The sequence below is a fragment of the Granulicella mallensis genome (assembly GCF_014203225.1).
Lineage (GTDB): Bacteria > Acidobacteriota > Terriglobia > Terriglobales > Acidobacteriaceae > Granulicella > Granulicella mallensis_A.
Window position 1 is genome coordinate 328,731 of record NZ_JACHIO010000004.1, and the last position, 18,562, is coordinate 347,292.

Below are 18,562 nucleotides of genomic sequence, written 5' to 3' on the forward strand. Positions count from 1 at the left end.
CTGGAGAGAAGGCGTACGGGAACAACTGGATATTTGTGGGAAGCGACAGAAGCAGCAAAAACCACAATGCCAGCACAAAACCCTACTTTAATTATACTATTTTGTATTCGTAAATACGATTCGAGGTTGTATGCGAAAGCTCACCACGCCGGTACTCTTTCTCTGCTCTTTTCTGCAGGCGCTTCCCTTCGCGCATGCCGCGACGATTCAGCAAAAGGTTCAGCTCAAGGCTGTCCCTCTACCGTTCAGTAGCGTGCGGCTGACGGGTGGCCCATTGAAGCGGGCGCAAGACCTCGACGCCCAGTACCTCCTCGACCTTCAGCCCGAGCGCATGCTTGCCCGTCTGCGCCAGCGCGCCGGTCTCGACCCCAAGGCGGAAGGGTACGGTGGTTGGGACGGTGACGGCCGGCAGCTCACCGGACATATCGCAGGACACTATCTCTCCGCCATCAGCATGATGTATGCGACCACGGGAGATATACGCTTCAAGAACCGCGCTGACGATTTCGTTACGGAGTTGCAGAACATCCAAAATGCGCAGGGAGACGGCTACATCGGCGCGCTGCTGGATGCAAAGGGTGTGGATGGCAAGGTTCGGTTCCAGGATCTGAGCAAGGGCGAGATCCACTCCGGAGGCTTCGATCTGAATGGCTTATGGTCCCCCTGGTACGTCGAGCACAAACTCTTTGCCGGGTTGCGCGATGCGTACCACCTCACGGGGAACCGCAAAGCGCTCGACGTCGAAATCAAGTTCGCCGGATGGGCAGAGAGCATCGTGGGACATCTCAGCGACGAGCAGCTTCAGCGCATGCTCGCAACCGAGTTCGGCGGCATGAACGAAGTGCTCGCGGATCTTTACGCCGACACCAACGACCCGCGCTGGCTTAAGCTTTCGGACAAGTTCGAACATCACGCTATCGTCGATCCTCTGTCGAAAGGGCAGGACATCCTTGCCGGCAAGCATGCCAACACGCAGATCCCGAAGATGATCGGAGAGCTCGCGCGCTACGTCTACACCGGGGATGAAACCGACGGGAAAGCAGCGATGTTCTTCTTCGACGAGGTGTCCGAGCACCACAGCTTCGCCACCGGCGGGGATGGCAAAAATGAATATTTCGGACAGCCCGACAAGATGAATGACATGATCGACGGGCGCACCGCCGAGAGCTGCGCCGCCTACAACATGATCAAGATGGCGCGGGACCTTTTCTCGCTTGACCCTCAGGCCCGTTATGCAGACTTTATCGAACGCGCGGATCTCAACGCGATTCTCGGCGGACAGGATCCCGAAGACGGACGCGTCAGTTACATGGTTCCGGTCGGACGCGGCGTGCAGCACGAATATCAGGACAAGTTCGAAAGCTTTACCTGCTGCGTCGGATCGCAGATGGAAACCCACGCCTTTCATGCCTACGGGATTTACAGCGAATCCGGCAACAAGCTCTGGGTCAGCCAGTATGATCCGACCACGGTCGATTGGACATCGCAGGGCATGAAGCTCGAGATGGTGACAAACCTGCCCATGGGCGATTCGGCGGCCTTAAAGATTACCTCTGGGAAGACGAAGGTGTTCACGATTGCGCTGCGGCGTCCGTACTGGGTCGGTGCCGGCTTTTCGGTAAAGGTAAACGGTGAGACCTTGCCAAACACCTCGACGCCCGATACGTACATCGAGATCAACCGCAAATGGAAAGTGGGCGATACGGTCGAAATTGTGCTGCCCAAAACGCTGCGGAAAGAGGCTCTGCCGGACAATCCGAGCCGTATGGCGATCATGTGGGGACCGCTTGTGCTGGCAGGCGATCTTGGGCCGGAGGTGAGCCGCAGACATTCCGGCGGCCAGGGCGGAACGGCTCCCGAGCCGGCACCTGCGTTGATCACTGCGGAGCAAAATGTCGATGGCTGGTTGAAGCCCGTTGCCGGCAAGGATGGAGTCTTTCGCACCGCCAACGTCGGGCTGAAACAGGACATCGAATTTGCGCCGTTCTACGAGATGCCGCGCCGCCGGTACGCGATCTATTGGGACGTGTTTACGCCCACTGATTGGGCCAATAAATCCGCGGCCTATCAAGCCGAAGAGGCAAGCGAGAAAAAATTGACGGCGGCCACCATCGGCTTCGCTCAGCCCGGGCAGATGCAGTCAGAACGCGATTTTGCGGAGAAAGACGAAGATAGCTCACCAGTACAGCTGCAGGGCCGCTACGGACGTCAGGGGAACAACTGGTTCTCGTACGACTTGCCGGTCGATCCCGCTTCTCCTGCGACCCTGGTCGTGACCTACAGCAACGATGCACGAGGGCGCAAAGGCGGCTTCGACGTCCTGGTGGACGGCACGAAGGTCGGGGAGCAGTCGATGGAACGACGAACTCCGGAGCAGGATGTTCGCTTCTTCGATGTAAAGTATCCACTTCCGCTGGACATCGTGAAGGGCAAGCAGAAGATCACGGTGCGCTTCCAGGCGAAAGAAGGAGAGGCGATTCCCGGCGTCTTCGGCATCCGCACCGTGCGCGTTGATGGTGCGCAGTAGGGCCGGAATAGCTGTTATTCGGATAACGCAGGGCCAACGGCCCGATTTCATACCAGCCTGGGGTGAAGCCCCAGGAAAAGGGTGAGGAAATTTGTGAGGGCTGAAAGCCCGACTCATCCCTGGCACTCATGAGTCGGGCCTTCAGCCCTTAGTGTCTTGGTAATTCGCGTACCTGGGGCTTTGCCCCAGGCTGGTATGAAACCGGGCCGTTGGCCCTGCATCTCATCACCCGCCTTTATTTTGAAGGCCCACTCGATGAGTGGACTAACCGATTACTCCCACTCAATCGTCCCTGGCGGCTTCGACGTAATGTCATACACCACGCGATTGATTCCCCGCACCTCGCTTACGATGCGGCTGGAGATAGCACGCAGCACCTCATACGGCAGCGCAGCCCAGTCGGCAGTCATGCCGTCTTCGCTCTCCACCGCACGAATCGCGCAGGTATAGGCATAGGTGCGCTGGTCGCCCATCACCCCCACAGATTTGACTGGCAGCAGCACCGCGAAGCTCTGCCAGACCTTACGGTAGAGTCCCGCGCGCTTGATCTCTTCGACACAGATCGCATCCGCCTCCTGCAGGATGGCCACACGGTCCGGCGTAACCTCGCCAAGGATGCGCACCGCGAGACCGGGCCCCGGAAAGGGCTGGCGTTCAAGAATCTCCTCCGGCATATCGAGATCGCGGCCGATACGGCGAACCTCATCCTTGAAGAGATCGCGTAGCGGCTCGATCAGCTTGAGCTTCATGTCTTCCGGCAGGCCACCGACGTTGTGATGGCTCTTGATCACGTGCGAAGGCCCATGGACACTGGCGGATTCGATCACGTCGGGGTAGAGTGTCCCCTGCACCAACCAGGCAATCTCCTCGCCCGAGGACTTCTCCGCCTCAAAGATCTTCTTGGCTTCATCGTCGAAGACCGAGATGAACTCGTTGCCGATAATCTTGCGCTTCTTCTCGGGGTCGGTCACACCCGCCAGCTTGCCAAGGAATCGTTCGCTCGCATCAACCGCGACGACGTTCAGCTTCAGCTCCTCGCGCATGGTCTTCTGTACCTTCGCAAACTCGTCCTTGCGCAGCACGCCATTGTTTACGAAGATGCACGTCAGCCTGTCGCCAATCGCACGCGCGACCAGCACCGCCGCAACGCTCGAATCCACACCGCCGCTGAGGCCGCAGATAGCATGCCCCGTCTCGCCTACCTGCTCGCGAATCTTGGCGACAGTCGTAGCGATGAAGTGCTCGGGGGTCCAATCCTGCTTTGCGCCGCAGATGTCTACAGCGAAGTTCTTCAACAGGGCCATGCCCTGCTTGGTGTGCGCTACCTCGGGATGGAACTGTACCGCCCACATCTTGCGCGACTCATCGGCGATACTCGCCACGGCGTTGGCCGTGCGGGCTGTCACGCGAAAGCCTGGCGCAAGCGTCTCAGCGTGGTCGCCATGCGACATCCAGACTTCCAGCTTCTCCGGCAGGCCATGGAATAGCGCCGTCGGATCGACGAGTTCGACCTCCGCATGGCCATACTCGCGGGCCGCGGCGGGAACGACCTTGCCGCCGAGATGATGGGTCATGAACTGGAGTCCGTAGCAGATGCCAAGCACCGGCAGGCCGGTTTCGAGCACCTTGGGATCGGCCTTGGGGGCTGTATCGTCGTACACGCTCGATGGGCCTCCGGAGAGCACGATGCCCTTCGGCTGAAGAGCCAGCACTTTATCGAGAGGCGTTGTGCAGGGCAGCACGACGGAGAAGACATTGAACTCGCGGATGCGACGCGCGATCAGTTGGGTGTACTGCGATCCAAAATCGAGGATGACGATGGTTGAAGTTTGAGGAGTGTCCACAGATCTAGTCTAAATCTATGGGTCTGCCTAGCTTTTGTTTTTCGTCGTCATCCTGAGCCTGCGGCTCAGGATGACGACGAAAGACAAGCAACGGCGAAACAGCCTCAAGCCACTTCATACACCCGGCAAAGCGAAATATAGGCCGCCGTCCGCACAACGTGGAAGTAGTCCGACGCCAGCAGGTACAGCACGCCCACTCCCATACTCCAGTGCACCAGGAAATCCTGCGTCGCCACACTCTCAAACGGCAGCGGACAGGCCGAGAAGACCAGCGCCAGCACCAGCAGCGCGATCCTGATGATCCCCATCACCAGGTTGATCTCGACCAGTTTGCCGCGCAGAGGCCCCAGCTTCCACGCCTGCCGCAGGCTTTCCATCGCACCGATACCGCGAACCATCGCGAGCACCGGCGCAATATCGAGCAGCCATCCGGTAGCCGCCCAGGCGACAAACAGAGCCAGAGTCCCGCAGATCAGCATCGCAGCGTAGAGCACCAGGTTCGGCTCGCCACCGTGGACCACAGGCCCTGTAACCGCCGCCTGCCCCGCAAACTGAACGCCCCAGAACCAGACTCCATACACCGCCAGCAGCACGACGATGCGCAGGCCGCCCAGCACCAGCAGCGTCCCCGGTTTCGGAACCAGTTGTGGATCCAGGCGACGCAGCACATACGTTCTGCCGAACGCAGCCACCACCGCCCAGGCTATCAACGCGAGCGGCGCAAGCCAAAGGGCGACATGCAGGATCGCTGGCAGCAGAGCACTCGCCACCAGGCTCAGGGTCTGCGCCGCGTCCACGGGCTTGAAGACCGTCATCGCCTCGAGCGCACGTGTATCCACCGGCACAACACGCTGGATGCGCATAGCCTCCCAGGCGACCAGCGCAACAATCGGCCCCCCGACAAGCCAGCGCCAAAGCACTTCAAAACCCGTGAGCGATGGCCGCTTCCACACTGCGGCCATCACGCCAACGAACGACTGCGTTCCACGAACCGGTACGTGATGGCCTGCAGTCTCCGGCACTACTTCACCACCAGGTTCACCATGCGGCCCTTGACCACAATGGTCTTGACCACCGTCTTGCCCACGAGCCGCGCGGCGACCTTTTCATCTGCCAGGGCTGCCGCCTTGATCGTCTCTTCGTCGCTCTCCGCGGCGACCTTCACCACGTTCGCGAGCTTGCCGTTGATCTGCACGGGAATCTCAATCTCGCTCTCACGTGCGAGTTCCGCGTCGGCCTCCGGCCAGGGCTGCCGGAACAGCACGCCTTCGCCGCCCATCTGCTCCCACAACTCCGCCGCCATGAAAGGCGCGAACGGGGCGAGCATCAACACCAGCTTATGGAAGACCTCGGCAATCGTGCCTGCGGAGATATCGCCCGCGTCCATCGCCGCTTCGGCGGTGGAGATCTCGTTCACCAGGATCATGATCGCGGCGATGCAGGTGTTGAAGTGCCAGCGCCCGCTGAAGTCCTCGGTGATCTTGGCGATCGTCTGATGCAGCGTGCGCAGCAGCGCCGCGCCGGCTGGCGTCTGAGCCGCAAACGCCGACGGGGCAATCTCATCGCCGTGTGCGTTCTTCTCCAGCTCGCGCACAACAGGCGCGAACTTCGAAGTCAGCCGATAGACGCGCGCCAGGAAGCGGCTAATGCCCGCAACGCCCTCTTCCTGCCACTCCAGATCGCGATCCGGCGGCGCAGCGAAGAGGGCGTACATGCGTGTCGCATCGGCGCCGTAGCGCGAGATCATCTCGTCGGGCGAGACCACGTTGCCCTTCGACTTGGACATCTTCGCGCCGTCCTTGATGACCATGCCCTGCGTAAACAGGCGCTCGGCAGGCTCGGCATTCTTGATCAACCCGAGATCTCGCATCACCTTCGTCCAGAAGCGCGAGTAGATCAGGTGCAGAATGGCGTGCTCTACGCCGCCAATGTACTGGTCGATCGGGAACCAGTAATTAGCCTTGTCGGAATCGAACGGCGCATTCGAGTTCCGTGCATCGGTGTAGCGATAGAAGTACCAGCTCGAATCGACGAAGGTATCCATCGTGTCGGTCTCACGCCGCGCGGGACCACCGCACACCGGACAGGTGGTGTTGACGAACTCCGGCACCTTGGCGAGCGGCGAACCGCCCTCCTGCGTGATCTCGATCTTCTCCGGCAGCAGCACCGGCAACGCGCTCTCCGGCAGAGCAACGACGCCCTGGGGCTTCACGCCCTCATGTCCGTTGATGCAATACACCATCGGGATCGGCGTGCCCCAGTAGCGCTGGCGGCTCACGCCCCAGTCCTTCAGGCGGAACGTCGTGGTCTTCTGGCCGAAGCCGTGTTCCTCAGCGAAGCGAGCCATCTTGTCCTGCGCTTCGAGCGAAGCCTCACCGGTCCACTCGCCGGAGTCGACCAGCACGGCCTCTTCCTTGCCGGTGTAGGGGAGCGCAATCTCTTCGGTGCCGGAAACGCTCGGCGCAACAACACGCTTGATCGGCAGGCCATACTTCTGCGCGAACTCAAAGTCGCGCTCATCGTGACCCGGAACGCTCATGATCGCGCCCGTGCCGTAGTCCGCCAGAATATAGTTCGCGACCCAGATCGGCAGCGTCTCGCCGTTGAAGGGATTGACCGCATGCCCGCCGGTAGAGACACCATGCTTCTCGATGTTGCCGATATCACCAGTCTCACGCGCGACCTTCTGCTGCCCGATCATCTCCTCAACAGACTGCTGCAATGCAGCATCATTCAACGCCCACTGCTTGACCAACGGGTGCTCCGGCGCAAGCTGAATCGACGTCGCACCAAAGATGGTATCCACACGGGTCGTAAACACCCGAATCTTTCCCTCCGGCTCACTGACTCGCTGACTCGCTGACTCGCTGACTCGCTGCCCCTCCGGCTCGCTGACAGCAAAGTCGACGTGCGTGCCTTCACTGCGTCCGATCCAGTTGCGCTGCATCGTGCGCACCTTCTCGGGCCAGCCGGGCAGCTTGTCCAGGCCGTCCAGCAGCTCATCGGCATACTTCGTGATGCGCAGGAACCACTGTTCCAGCTCGCGTTGCTCTACGAGCGTGTCTTCGTGACGCCAGCAGCAACCGCCGATGACCTGCTCGTTCGCCAGCACGGTCGCGCACTTCGGGCACCAGTTCACCTTGCTCGATTTGCGATAAGCGAGGTCGTTTTCGACCATCTTCAGGAAGATCCACTGGTTCCAGCGGTAGTACTCGGGCAGGCAGGTGGCGATCTCGGTGCCGGCCCAGTCGTAGCTGAGGCCGATGCGCCGCATCTGCACCTTCATCTGCTCGATGTTCTTGAGGGTCCACTCGCGCGGCGGCGTGTTGTTCTTGAGCGCGGCGTTCTCCGCCGGCAGGCCGAAGGCGTCCCAGCCCATGGGGTGCAGCACGTTATAGCCGCGCATCCACATAAAGCGCGCTAGCGCATCGCCGATGGAGTAGTTGCGCACATGCCCCATGTGCAGTTGGCCGCTGGGGTACGGCAGCATCTCGAGGCAATAAAACTTGGGTTTGCCGCTCGAATGCGGCTCCGCTGCGTAAAGCGAAGGATCGGCGTCCCACCGCGCCTGCCACCTGGGTTCGATCTCTGCGGGATTGTACCGGTTCTGGTTCTCGTTCTTCTCAATCTCTGGCATACAGATTGATTGTAAAGAACCGGAGCACTACTGAGCTGTAGAAGCGGTTATAACGTCAGCCGGGTGGTCTTCTATCTTGTACCCCTCGGGAGGAGCGAATACAGCAGGGTTCGGCTCGTTCTGGTCCAGTTCTTCTATCTCGTAGGTCGTCTTTCCGTGTCTTGGATCGTCACTGACAGTCATCATCACAAGTCCGAGCTTAGTCGACTGCCAGATTTCGTTTGTCGTCACCAGTTGAAGCTGATTGCCTTCCTCCCCTGGCGGAATTGTCCGCGTCGTCCGCGATCCATGTACTTCCACACCTGCAATGATTTTGGAGCCCAAATCCTCCGTTTTGTACTCGTTTCTTGGAGGTTGCTGCCTCTCCGCAGCTTTACGTTGAGCGGCAAGCTCTTCCGGCGTTAACGGCTTGCGCGGCGTTGTCGACGCATGAAATACCTTAACAACCTTGGGCGTATCGTCTCTCCCCACGTTCCAATTCATCGAGGTCTTCGTCGCAGGATCGAAAACACTCACATAAAGCAGAGCTCTCGGCTCGCCATTCTCATCCCGCACGCAACCTTGCCCCATTTCGGACATCCGTTTCCCTGCCCCATCACGCGCCAAGTGGGTCCGCATGAAACCACCAACGACGTTGCCATCTGGAAGTCGCTGTTCAAAGATCGTCTTTGCAGTTGCGGTGTAGGCAACTCTACCCGAAGAGCCGTAGCCGCTCGCACTGCCAACACCCACAGAGCAGACAGGTTCCGAGTTCTGCGCTTTCGCCGCCACGCTCAGAGCCATCCCAGCAGCCGCTGCGGCCATCGTCCAACGACAAAGCTTCATGCGCATCGTCATTCCCTCTCGGCTGGATCCTTAGCTAATTCCTCAACGGTCAAGCGCAATCAAGGTAATCAATCCGATACGAGAAAATCAATCAATCTTCTGAAGTCTTTTTAAATTTCCATTGCGGCAGGGCTAGCTCTTCATCCAACGACGTCCCCTTACCCCGCCGACAACGCCCGTAATGCCATCACATTGCGCGTCTCATCGCCGGGTTCATCCACGGGCGTCTCCGCGATAAACGCCGCATGGGCGAAACGCTCATCGTGTAACAGCCGCCGAAATGCCGCCGCCCCAATCGTGCCTTCACCGATATGCTCATGCCGGTCGAGCTTCGAGCCCATCGCGGCCTTCGCGTCATTGCAATGCCAGACCCGCACCGCGTCGAAGCCGACGGTCTCGCCGATCTGCTGCATCGTCGCGTCGTAGCCCTCGGGAGACACAATGTCATAGCCAGCAACGTGTACGTGGCACGTATCGAGGCACACCGCGACCGGCGCGCACGCCTTCAGCCGCTCCACCAACTCGGCGACCTGCTCCAGGCTGCCGCCCAGCGAAAACTCCGCGCCGGCCGTGTTCTCGATCAGGATGCGGAAGTTCTTGTCCTGCCATGCCAGCCCCTCGATAGCCTGCTCGATCGACTGCGCAGCCAGCCGCAAGCCCTCGTCGCGCGTCAGCCCCTTCCAGCTTCCCGGATGCAGCACCAGAAACTCCGCCCCCAGCGCCAGTGCCCGCTCTACTTCGCCACGAAAGCCGCCGATGGAGTTCGCCCGCACGCTTTCGGTCTGCGAGCACAGGTTGATCAGGTAGCTGGCGTGGATCGCCACGGGATTTACGTCGAGCTTTGCACGCAGTTCCTGCATCTTCAGCGCGTCTTCAGGCTTTACAGGCGCGGACTTCCACTGCCTGGGACTCGCGCTGAAGATCTGAAATGTGTTCGCGCCTGCCGCAGCCGCGCGTTCTACCGCCGTCCATACCCCGCCCGAGGTCCCTACATGCACACCAATTCGCTTCTTTGCCATGTAAGAAAGCCTACCGCAACCGCAGCGCGGCGGTTTCCATTTGGAAAGCTCGCTCGCCCGCAGACCTCGGCGTTTCTGGCCGTTTACAATAAAAGGAACATGAGTGAACATGCTTCGAAGTACACACGCAACCAGCCTTACACCTCTAAAGTCCTGGTAAACGATCGGCTGACCGGCCCCGAGTCGGAAAAAGAGACCATCCACATTGAACTGGCCCTGGAAGAGGGCATGACCTACACGCCGGGCGACGCCGTCGGAATTATCCCGACGAACCGCGAAGAGGCTGTAGAAGGCGTCCTGAAGGCGCTTGGCTTCGACGGCACGGAGCGCGTACTGGACCACTACAAGGTCGAGATTTCACTGCATGATGCGCTGACGACGCGCCTCGGCATCGGCAAACTGGGCCGCGGAAACCTGAACCAGTACGCCAAGCTGTGCGGCGAGAACGTTCCTGCCGGCCTGAAGGCCCTGATGGGCCAGGAAAACAAGGCCATCGCTGAGGAGTACGTCTGGGGACGTGAGTTCATCGACCTCGCAACCGAGTTTCCGGGCATCGTAAAGCAGCCCCAAGAGTTGTTCAACGTTCTGCAGCGCCTGACACCGCGCATGTATTCGATCGCCTCCAGCCAGGCAGCACATCCCGACCAGGTACATACGACCGTACGCGTCGTCCGCTACAACGCCCACCATGCCGACCGGCAGGGCGTGTGCTCGGGCCACCTCGGCGAGCGCTCTCCCGTAGACAGCACCATGCCGATCTTCCTGCACGAGAACAACGCGTTCCGTCTGCCCGAAGACACCAATGCGCCGGTCATCATGATCGGTCCGGGCACAGGCATCGCACCGTTCCGCGCGTTCCTGGAGCATCGCCAGGCCCTCGGCGAAAAGGGCGACATGTGGCTCTTCTTCGGCGAGCAGCGGTCGGTGTCGGACTACCTATATAAGGAGCAGTTCCTCGGCATGCAGAAGGACGGCCTGCTGACACGGCTCGACACCGCCTTCTCGCGCGACCAGGGCAAGAAAGTCTACGTGCAGGACCGCATGCAGGAGAAGGCTGCGGAACTCTACGCCTGGCTGGAACGCGGAGCTTACTTCTATGTCTGCGGCGATGCAAGCCGCATGGCCAAGGACGTGGAGAATGCATTGCTGGATGTGATCGCGAAGGGCTCGAACGGAACCCTGGAGCACGCGACGGAGTATCTCGGGGAGATGAAGAAGGCCAAGCGGTATCAGCGCGACGTCTACTAAAACCATTCTTCATAAAGCAGACAAAGGCCGCCAGGAGATTCTGGTGGCCTTTGTGTTGTGGATGATGCCAGAAGGCCGGGACCTATCATCAAAATTCGCCCAGGCTCAGCTTTTGCTTTGAAAGGGCGGGGCTTCAGCCCCGCCCCTTCAAAGCGAGAAGTTGGTTAGACCTGGAACAAGGTTAGGTAACACTCCCGAATCACCACGTATACGTCGCGGCCGCATTCGCTCCGAGACTGGTGCTGATGTCTTTGCCCTCAAAGCGAATATTGAAGGTTTTGGCCTCCGCTCCCGGATTGGCAACGATCAGCACATGCTTCCCCGCCGGAGTGCGAAAGGCAACATGCGGAGGAATCTCAGCAGAGGCAGGGCTGGAAGCGATCCTAGTAGAGCCCACCGGAATAAACTTCGATGCCTGACCAACGGTATAGAAGGCCAGGTTTCTAGTTACCTTGTCGCCATCGAGGGTGATGGCGCCTTCGCAGACCGGGCAACCTCCATTGCTGGTGTGGGGACCGAACTGCGGATCGGCCGCCAGGTTCCAAAGCAGGACATTGCGGCTCCAGTTTTCAGTCGCACCGATCACAACGCGAGACACAGGCTTGGCGATCTGGAGAGTTGGGTCAGACTTCTGATCGATGATCATCTGCTCGGTAAAGTAGAGGTTCTTTTGCGGAGCCGCGTCGTGGACCGTCGTCATCGCATCGATGGTGCCGCCATAAAGATGGAAGCCCGAACCATCGACGTACTGGCTGGCCTCTGGGTCCTTAAGAATTGAGATCGCATACTGCGGCTTGTCGCAGTTGTGGTCGTAGAGGACGATCTTCGTAGCGAGGTTGCTCTTGCGAAGCTGCGGCCCAAAAGCCTGCTGGATGAACTGCTCCTGCTCTTCCGACGACATGGACATACTCGGCGTGTTCTTTGGATTCAACGGCTCGTTCTGGATCGTGATCGCAGCGATCGTAATCCCCAGGGAACGCATCGCCTCGATGTACTTCACCAGGTAGCGGCTATAAACCTCGTAGTACTCCGGCTTGAGGGAGCCGCCTTTCGGATCGTCGTTCGTCTTCATCCACGAAGGAGCGCTCCAGGGGGAAGCGAGGATAGAGATCCTGGGGTTGATCGCGAGAATCTCCTTCAAAACAGGAACCACGTCCTTCAGATCAGGGCCCAGATTGAAGTGCTTCAGGGACAGATCCTTCTCCTCCTGCGCCAGATCGTCATAGGTAAACACGTGGTCGTTCATGTCGGAGGAACCGATGCTCACCCGGAGATAACTCACTCCAATCGCATTCCCCTTCACGCCAAAGAGCTCATGGAGAAGGCTCGTGCGCGCCTTCGGGGTCATGCGCATGATCAACTCGGCGCTTCCTCCCGTCAGAGCGAAGCCAAAACCATCCATTGTCTGAAAGGTCTTCGCATCATCCACCTCAATCGTGGGTCCCGCTCCGGAGGCATCTTTGAAGCGGAGTTGCCCAGGCTGTTTTGCCAGCAGAGACGTGCGGTCCGGCGTCGTCAGCCATTGCGTAACCTTCGGACCGGCAGCACGGGCAGGCACAGCAAGCGCTCCCAGCAAAAGGACCGAACTGGCCGCAATCCGGGGAAAAGAGGGGGAAATAGCTTGAAAGATGCGCATGATGAATTGCTCCTGGTGTCGCCGAATACTTTTCGATTATTGAAGATAAACGCTTGTCTAAACGAGATGCATCGCGGATCGCGCTGCCGGAAAACTATAACGAGTCGCAGGAGTGATGCGCAAGTGGCCCTAAAGGAGAAGGGTCCCTGCAAAAGAACCACGCTAAGAACCTGTCCGAACCTGCTACAACCGCCCTGACAGGGTTTAGACTGGGCGGTAATGCCACGTTCAACCAAATCACCAAGCATCCCGGCTCGTGTAAGCCTCAAGACGCTTGCCGATTTCCTGGATCTAAGCCCCGCAACCATCTCCTTCGTCCTGAACAATGTTCCGGGGCGTTCCATTCCGCAGATCACGCGCAATCGCGTTCATGCCGCCGCCAAGAAGTTCGGATACCAGCCGAGTTTTGTGGCCCGGTCCCTGCAGGGGATGAAGAGCCAGACCATCGGCGTGCTGCTGCCGGTCTTCGGCGAGGGCTACCATACGCAGGTGCTGGCAGGCGCTGGAGACTCCCTGATCGACAAGGGCTACTTCTTCTTCACGGCGCATCATCGCCATCGCGAAGACCTGGTGCTGGAGTATCCCAACCTGATGGCGGCGCGAGGCATCGAAGGCATCCTGGCCATCGATACCCATCTCAAGAAATCGCCGCAATGCCCGACCGTGGCCATTGCGAGCCATCATGCCCTGCCCGGTGTCACGAATGTCGTCCTGAACCACCAACGTGCGGCAGAGCTGGCGCTACAACACCTTTATCAACTCGGTCACCGCAAGATCGCCTTCATGCGCGGTCAGAACGTCAGCTCGGACTCGGATGCCCGCTGGAAGGCAACGGTCAAAGTAGCACGCAGCATGGGACTGACCGTCTCGTCCGACCTGACCGTCAAACTGGATCAGGACCTCGACACACCCGAGCTGGGTTATCCGGGCATTCGAAACCTGTTGCGCCACACGAGCAACTTCACCGCCATGCTGTGCTTCAACGACGTCGCCGCCATTGGAACGCTGCGAGCCCTCTTCGATACGGGTTTGCGCGTTCCCCACGATGTCTCCATCCTGGGCTTCGACGATATCCCCGCTGCAGCATTCAACGTGCCCAGCATCTCGACGATTCGGCAACCGCTACAGGAGTTCGGCCGCACAGCCGCGCAGTTGCTCTTGAGAAAGATCGCCGGCGAACGGGTCCCTTCTATTGTCACCATTGAGCCTGAACTGATCGTTCGTGAGTCGACAGGACCGGCTCCGAAGAAATCAGCAGCGGCGCGATCTCATCCCGGGAAGAAATGAACTCGTCTCCTGAGCCGAAGCTCCTTAGCTGGCTTTCGATCCGCAAGCGGTTGCCTCTGTATCTTGCCTTCGCGGCAACAGGGTTTTCCTGCGCCCTTCCCGGCGCTCTCATGCCGTGGCTGCTTGCCCGCTGGTCGCTTCAAGACTCTGAAGTGGGACTACTGCTGGGCCTTTTCTTCGTAGGAGGAACCAGCGGAGCCCTGCTCTCCCGCGGGTCGCTGCGCTGGTCGATCTTTCGCGGAACCCTCTGCACCTCGATCGGAGCAGCCCTTCTGCCCTTTGCCTCCGGCAGGACTGCCAATGGAGCGATCCTGCTCTTCGGCCTGGGCCTGGGAATCACCATGACCTCCATCAGCCTCCTTCAGTCGAGGCGATGGACGGAGACGCGCCCGGCTGAGATGACCCGTCTAAACCTGCTGTGGGCTATCGGCGCCTGCACCGCCCCCTGGATCATCCTGCACGAGGGCATTCGCAATACAGCCAATGCAAAAAACGTCTTGCTGCTTCTGGCCTCCGCCTTCGCCGCCTTTGGTGTGTGGGTAGCCGCCTTCGAACGAGATGAGCCTCGTCCCACACCATCGCAGGCCGCGGCTGGGTCTCTCAAACTGGCAGGGTTTGCAGCACCTCTGTCCCTATTGGTGCTCGTGCTCTGCGCAACAGGCGTGGAGGCTTCGTCGGCTGGCTGGCTCGCGACCTACTCGCAACGCAGCGGGGACAGCCTCCGCATCACAATAGGCGCGCCTACCTGCTTTTGGATCGGCCTGCTGACAAGCCGTCTGGTCCATTCGAGTGCCGCCATTGGACGAGCCACAAAACGGTTTCTGCTGACATGGAACCTGTTGGCGATGGCCACGGCTCTCGCAGCCTTGATTCTCTTCCGCAACGGTCCCGTATTGTTGTCGGCAGCTTTTGCGATCGGATTCGCCGCCGGCCCCATCTATCCCCTGCTACTCGCCCTGGTGTTCGAACATGACAGCGGCAATACCGTCTACGTCATCGGGGGCATCGGCTCCGCGCTGTTGCCGCTACTAACGGGCACGGTCTCCAGCAGAACAGGATCGTTGCGGATGGGAATTGCAGTTCCCTGCGCCGCTGCCATGATCATGGCGATAACAGGGTGGAGCGTTATGCGAATGAGAGAACCCGCCCTAAGAGAGAATGTGTCCGGCGATAGCTCGTCCACAGCTTAACGATGTGATGAATCGAAGAAGTTAATATTTAAAATATCCGCCTCCCCCATAATTGGAAAACACTCTATTTTGTGGTTTCGCATGCCTGCGCACCTAATAATTAACATATATTTTTTTGTGTCAGCAAATGCGGTTTCTGATATAAAAGCTGCACACGTCAAAATTTTATACGCATCGCCGGTTTCACATTTACCGTTTGGCAATAGCAGCCTATCCTGGTGGAATCAATTCGCATACGCTAATTTTGAGCAATTTTTAGCTCGACTGCAGCACTTGGGATAAGAAGCTGACGGCGTTTGGCAGCTATTGCAGCATGTCATTGCATTGTGTACTCATAAGTGAAAATAGTTTGCCTGTGTGCTCGTTTACTGGGTTTGCGCGGTTGGCGTTTCTGTTGCCAACTCCCCAATAATGCAATCGAGCGCTCGATGATTCACCCTGGTTTGTGGCTTGCCGCTCACGCGGAGAAGACGTTCGAACAACTAGAGATGGACCGTACTCGAGAGGTGCTATATTTCCAACCCAATCTTCAAGGTTGCCATTCAGTCCGCGCCTGCGGAAGCAGAAATCCAGAGGCCGCACAACTGGATTCATAAATACTACCCAGCATTCGACGGGTTACGTGCCGTTGCAATCCTTATGGTCTTTTTTTGCCATTACATGCCGATTGCGCTGCCCGGACACTTTCTTCCAGGATTCTGGACAGGAGTCGACCTGTTCTTTGTTCTCTCCGGTTTTTTGATTACTGGAATCCTCTGTGATTCACAACGGACAGAGCACTACTTCCGCAATTTTTATATAAGACGTTCATTACGTATTCTTCCAGTCTTTTATGGGTTTTTCCTTTTAGTGTTCTTGCTGACTCCGCTGCTGCACCTGCGATATTCCAACTACATATGGACAAATCCGCTGTATGTGATGAACTTTGTCGTCAAAGGAGCAGTTCTTCTCAAGCACGGAAACCCAACTGTCTTTTGGGTCCCCCAACTCCCTGGGATGCAGGTCTCGCTGGGGCCGCTCTGGAGCTTATGCGTAGAGGAACAGTTTTATTTGTTATGGCCGCTTATTGTCTGGCTCGTTCCTTCACGCACAAAACTGATGAATATATGTGCCGTCGTTATTTGTCTGACGGTCGTATTACGGAGTCTTCTTTATTTTCACGACCCGGCTCTGGCGTACAAGACAAAATACCTCTATAACGCTACCTATGCGCGGTGCGATACGCTGCTTGTGGGCGCATGGATAGCACTTTGGCTGCGTGGCGCAACCCCCTCTCGCGAGTCATTGCGACGTATTGCTCATGTCATGTTTTGGGGCAGTCTCGGTCTGCTCACGTTATTGCAGCTTATCTTCAGCGGGCATTGCTATTTTGAGATCGATAATCCTGTGCTGCAGACGGTGGGATACACGTTAATTGCCTTTGCAGGCGGTGGCGTGCTCCTTAGGTGCCTGGATGAGAGATCGAAGGTGTATCGAGCGCTCCTGCATCCGGCGCTCAGACGACTTGGCGTCATCAGCTACGGATTCTATTTTTTTCATGATTTGCCTGAGGCTCAATTTTTGATTGTGTCCAGCAAACTGCATCCCTATCACCTCAATCTTCTTGTTTTCCCCCTTGCTTTTGCTTACACCTACGGCGCGGCATTTCTGAGTTTCCGCTACCTGGAATCGCCGTTTTTGAGATTGAAGGCCTTGCTTGCTCCTGGACACCGCAGTGTGCCGCCGCCTCTGCCGAATAACATACCTTCTGCGCTAGCTGCTCTCGTGAGCGCATTACGTAATTCGCCCATAGAGGCGAATCCTTCAAGTCAATATGCCCCATCTCAATCTCCACCTGCCTGAGGATAGTCACTTGATAGCGGTAGAGCGTTCATCGATCAGCATGCAAGCCAGGATATCTGCCCTCGCTTGATGGAAGATGCGCTTTACCATTCTGGGTACATAAGATGGCGCATTACGGCGACACATAAACCATCAGACGCCGGGTAGAGCATTTTCCCTGTTGCTGGGAATCCGGAAGCGGGCGTGCAGTGGCGTTTTCATTGGGGAAAACGCCCATAAAAATCGAGGCACCGCTCTACACCTACAGGGAAAATGCTCTAGTATCTACGAATCCAATCGCATGGTCGCTGAATTGTTGTCTCTGTAGGTACTGCCGGCAGGATCGACTCATATTTTGACTAGAAATTCAATACCTCACGAGATCGGTCCTTCTCCCGCTGCTCGTATCTCTTCTCGGCACGAGCAGCCAGTCGAGAACCAAGGCGCATCATCGGGTGCTCGATGACATGATAGGCAATGAACGGTAGCACCACTAACGGAACAACCTCGCCCAGTAAACGCACTGGCAGACTGCATCCACGCAATAGATATAACCCTATGACAATCGCGAATGGGTGCGTTATGTAGATGCCATAGGAGTACCGTGCAATGATCCGGCTTGGCGCTAACACAATCTCTGACTTCATTTGCTTAAAGAGAGGCAAAGCTAATGCAATCACAAGACAGAAGTACCATCCTTTATGAAAGTTGCAATGGTATAGAAACAACAGCCATATCGTCAGCAGGAAAAACGGCAAAAGCCAACCTGGCGCACGCGGCTTCCAACGCCCAAACGCAACATAGGACATGATGCCTGGAAGGAAGTATCCAATCGCAACGGCAAAGTTATTCTGGTCAGCCGGCACATAGCGACACTGCAGGAGCACCAGGCCCCAGATCAACAGCAACGGCCATAAAGAGAAGTTGCGTCTTACAAAAAAATAGAGTGGCGGAAGAAGGAGATACATCTGCACTTCATAGGGCAAAGTCCATAGTACAGAGAGTACAGAAGGGGCATGAATAACATTCTGCAGCAAGGCCATCTGCACCAAAAGGCCGGTGATTCCTCCCGGGTGCGTGTACAGAAAAAACTGAGTCGGCGTGCCGGCGACCGGCGCATGCGAAACCACTGCCGCCAAGATAGCTGCTATCGCTAAAGGGTAGATGCGAAACCAACGACGTATGTAGAAATCCAACGTGTGCGGCTTTCGTTCCAAAGACCACATCAACACCAGCGCAGTCAGCACGAAGAAGACAAAAACACCAAGCACACCCGCGTACGCTACCGGAAACGGACCAACCTGTTGGATCCCAAGCGCGAGCAAGGTGTGCTCTGCAACCACTGAAATCACCGCGATAGATCGGACAAAATCCAGGTTGGGCAGGTCTCGCATTTTTTCAATTATAGGGGCTGTAACCTCCTGCATCATCGATCTCCTTCAATCACAACACAGCTATACTACGGACGAGCTATCGCTAGACATTCGTCCCCTCCCACTAGGCGGGAGGAACCTCTGATCGCTGATTC

At 57.8% G+C, this 18,562-nt stretch carries 12 protein-coding genes; 5 read left to right on the forward strand and 7 right to left on the reverse strand.

The annotated features are described in order from the left end of the window. Positions 1-130 precede the first annotated feature (130 nt). On the forward strand, positions 131-2,527 hold the full coding sequence (locus HDF15_RS06110; RefSeq protein ID WP_184253743.1) for a beta-L-arabinofuranosidase domain-containing protein: 2,397 nt from the start codon (positions 131-133) through the stop codon (positions 2,525-2,527). A 272-nt stretch (positions 2,528-2,799) separates the two neighbouring features. On the opposite strand, the gene guaA is transcribed toward HDF15_RS06110, so the two are convergent. The 5 genes from guaA to HDF15_RS06135 all read right to left on the reverse strand — a co-directional run bounded on the left by guaA (position 2,800) and on the right by HDF15_RS06135 (position 9,852). Next, a complete protein-coding gene (gene guaA, locus HDF15_RS06115; protein ID WP_184253745.1) occupies positions 2,800-4,371 on the reverse strand; it encodes a glutamine-hydrolyzing GMP synthase in 1,572 nt (523 codons plus the stop codon). Positions 4,372-4,475: 104 nt separating this feature from the next. Continuing rightward, positions 4,476-5,393, reverse strand: a complete 918-nt coding sequence (locus HDF15_RS06120; RefSeq protein WP_311733045.1) for a hypothetical protein — start codon at positions 5,391-5,393, stop codon at positions 4,476-4,478. Then, positions 5,393-8,008 (reverse strand): leucine--tRNA ligase, encoded by a 2,616-nt coding sequence (gene leuS, locus HDF15_RS06125; RefSeq protein WP_184253747.1) that lies wholly within the window; start codon positions 8,006-8,008, stop codon positions 5,393-5,395. The genes HDF15_RS06120 and leuS overlap by 1 nt, the downstream gene beginning before the upstream one ends. Before the next feature lie 27 nt (positions 8,009-8,035). Then, the gene (locus HDF15_RS06130; RefSeq protein WP_221314293.1) at positions 8,036-8,812 is read right to left on the reverse strand and encodes a hypothetical protein; all 777 of its coding nucleotides are present in this window, start codon (positions 8,810-8,812) and stop codon (positions 8,036-8,038) included. Positions 8,813-8,991: 179 nt separating this feature from the next. After that, positions 8,992-9,852, reverse strand: a complete 861-nt coding sequence (locus tag HDF15_RS06135; RefSeq protein WP_184253751.1) for a deoxyribonuclease IV — start codon at positions 9,850-9,852, stop codon at positions 8,992-8,994. A 99-nt stretch (positions 9,853-9,951) separates the two neighbouring features. Here HDF15_RS06135 and HDF15_RS06140 point away from each other — a divergent pair, with 99 nt between their 5' ends. Then, positions 9,952-11,100, forward strand: a complete 1,149-nt coding sequence (locus HDF15_RS06140; protein WP_184253753.1) for a sulfite reductase flavoprotein subunit alpha — start codon at positions 9,952-9,954, stop codon at positions 11,098-11,100. A 199-nt stretch (positions 11,101-11,299) separates the two neighbouring features. On the opposite strand, the gene HDF15_RS06145 is transcribed toward HDF15_RS06140, so the two are convergent. Further along, the gene (locus HDF15_RS06145) at positions 11,300-12,736 is read right to left on the reverse strand and encodes a glycoside hydrolase family 30 beta sandwich domain-containing protein (RefSeq protein WP_184253755.1); all 1,437 of its coding nucleotides are present in this window, start codon (positions 12,734-12,736) and stop codon (positions 11,300-11,302) included. A gap of 219 nt (positions 12,737-12,955) precedes the next feature. Between HDF15_RS06145 and HDF15_RS06150 the strand changes: the two genes are divergently transcribed. The 3 genes from HDF15_RS06150 to HDF15_RS06160 all read left to right on the forward strand — a co-directional run bounded on the left by HDF15_RS06150 (position 12,956) and on the right by HDF15_RS06160 (position 17,055). Next, on the forward strand, positions 12,956-14,023 hold the full coding sequence (locus tag HDF15_RS06150; protein ID WP_014267315.1) for a LacI family DNA-binding transcriptional regulator: 1,068 nt from the start codon (positions 12,956-12,958) through the stop codon (positions 14,021-14,023). Further along, positions 14,020-15,213 (forward strand): sugar MFS transporter, encoded by a 1,194-nt coding sequence (locus HDF15_RS06155; protein WP_184253757.1) that lies wholly within the window; start codon positions 14,020-14,022, stop codon positions 15,211-15,213. Before HDF15_RS06150 ends, HDF15_RS06155 begins: the two co-directional genes overlap by 4 nt. A 588-nt stretch (positions 15,214-15,801) precedes the next feature. Next, a complete protein-coding gene (locus HDF15_RS06160; protein WP_311733047.1) occupies positions 15,802-17,055 on the forward strand; it encodes an acyltransferase in 1,254 nt (417 codons plus the stop codon). Between the two features lie 338 nt (positions 17,056-17,393). Here HDF15_RS06160 and HDF15_RS06165 read toward each other — a convergent pair whose 3' ends face one another. Further along, positions 17,394-18,464 carry an acyltransferase gene (locus HDF15_RS06165; protein WP_184253760.1) on the reverse strand — a complete coding sequence of 357 codons (1,071 nt, stop codon included), beginning with the start codon at positions 18,462-18,464 and terminating at the stop codon, positions 17,394-17,396. Positions 18,465-18,562: the final 98 nt, after the last annotated feature.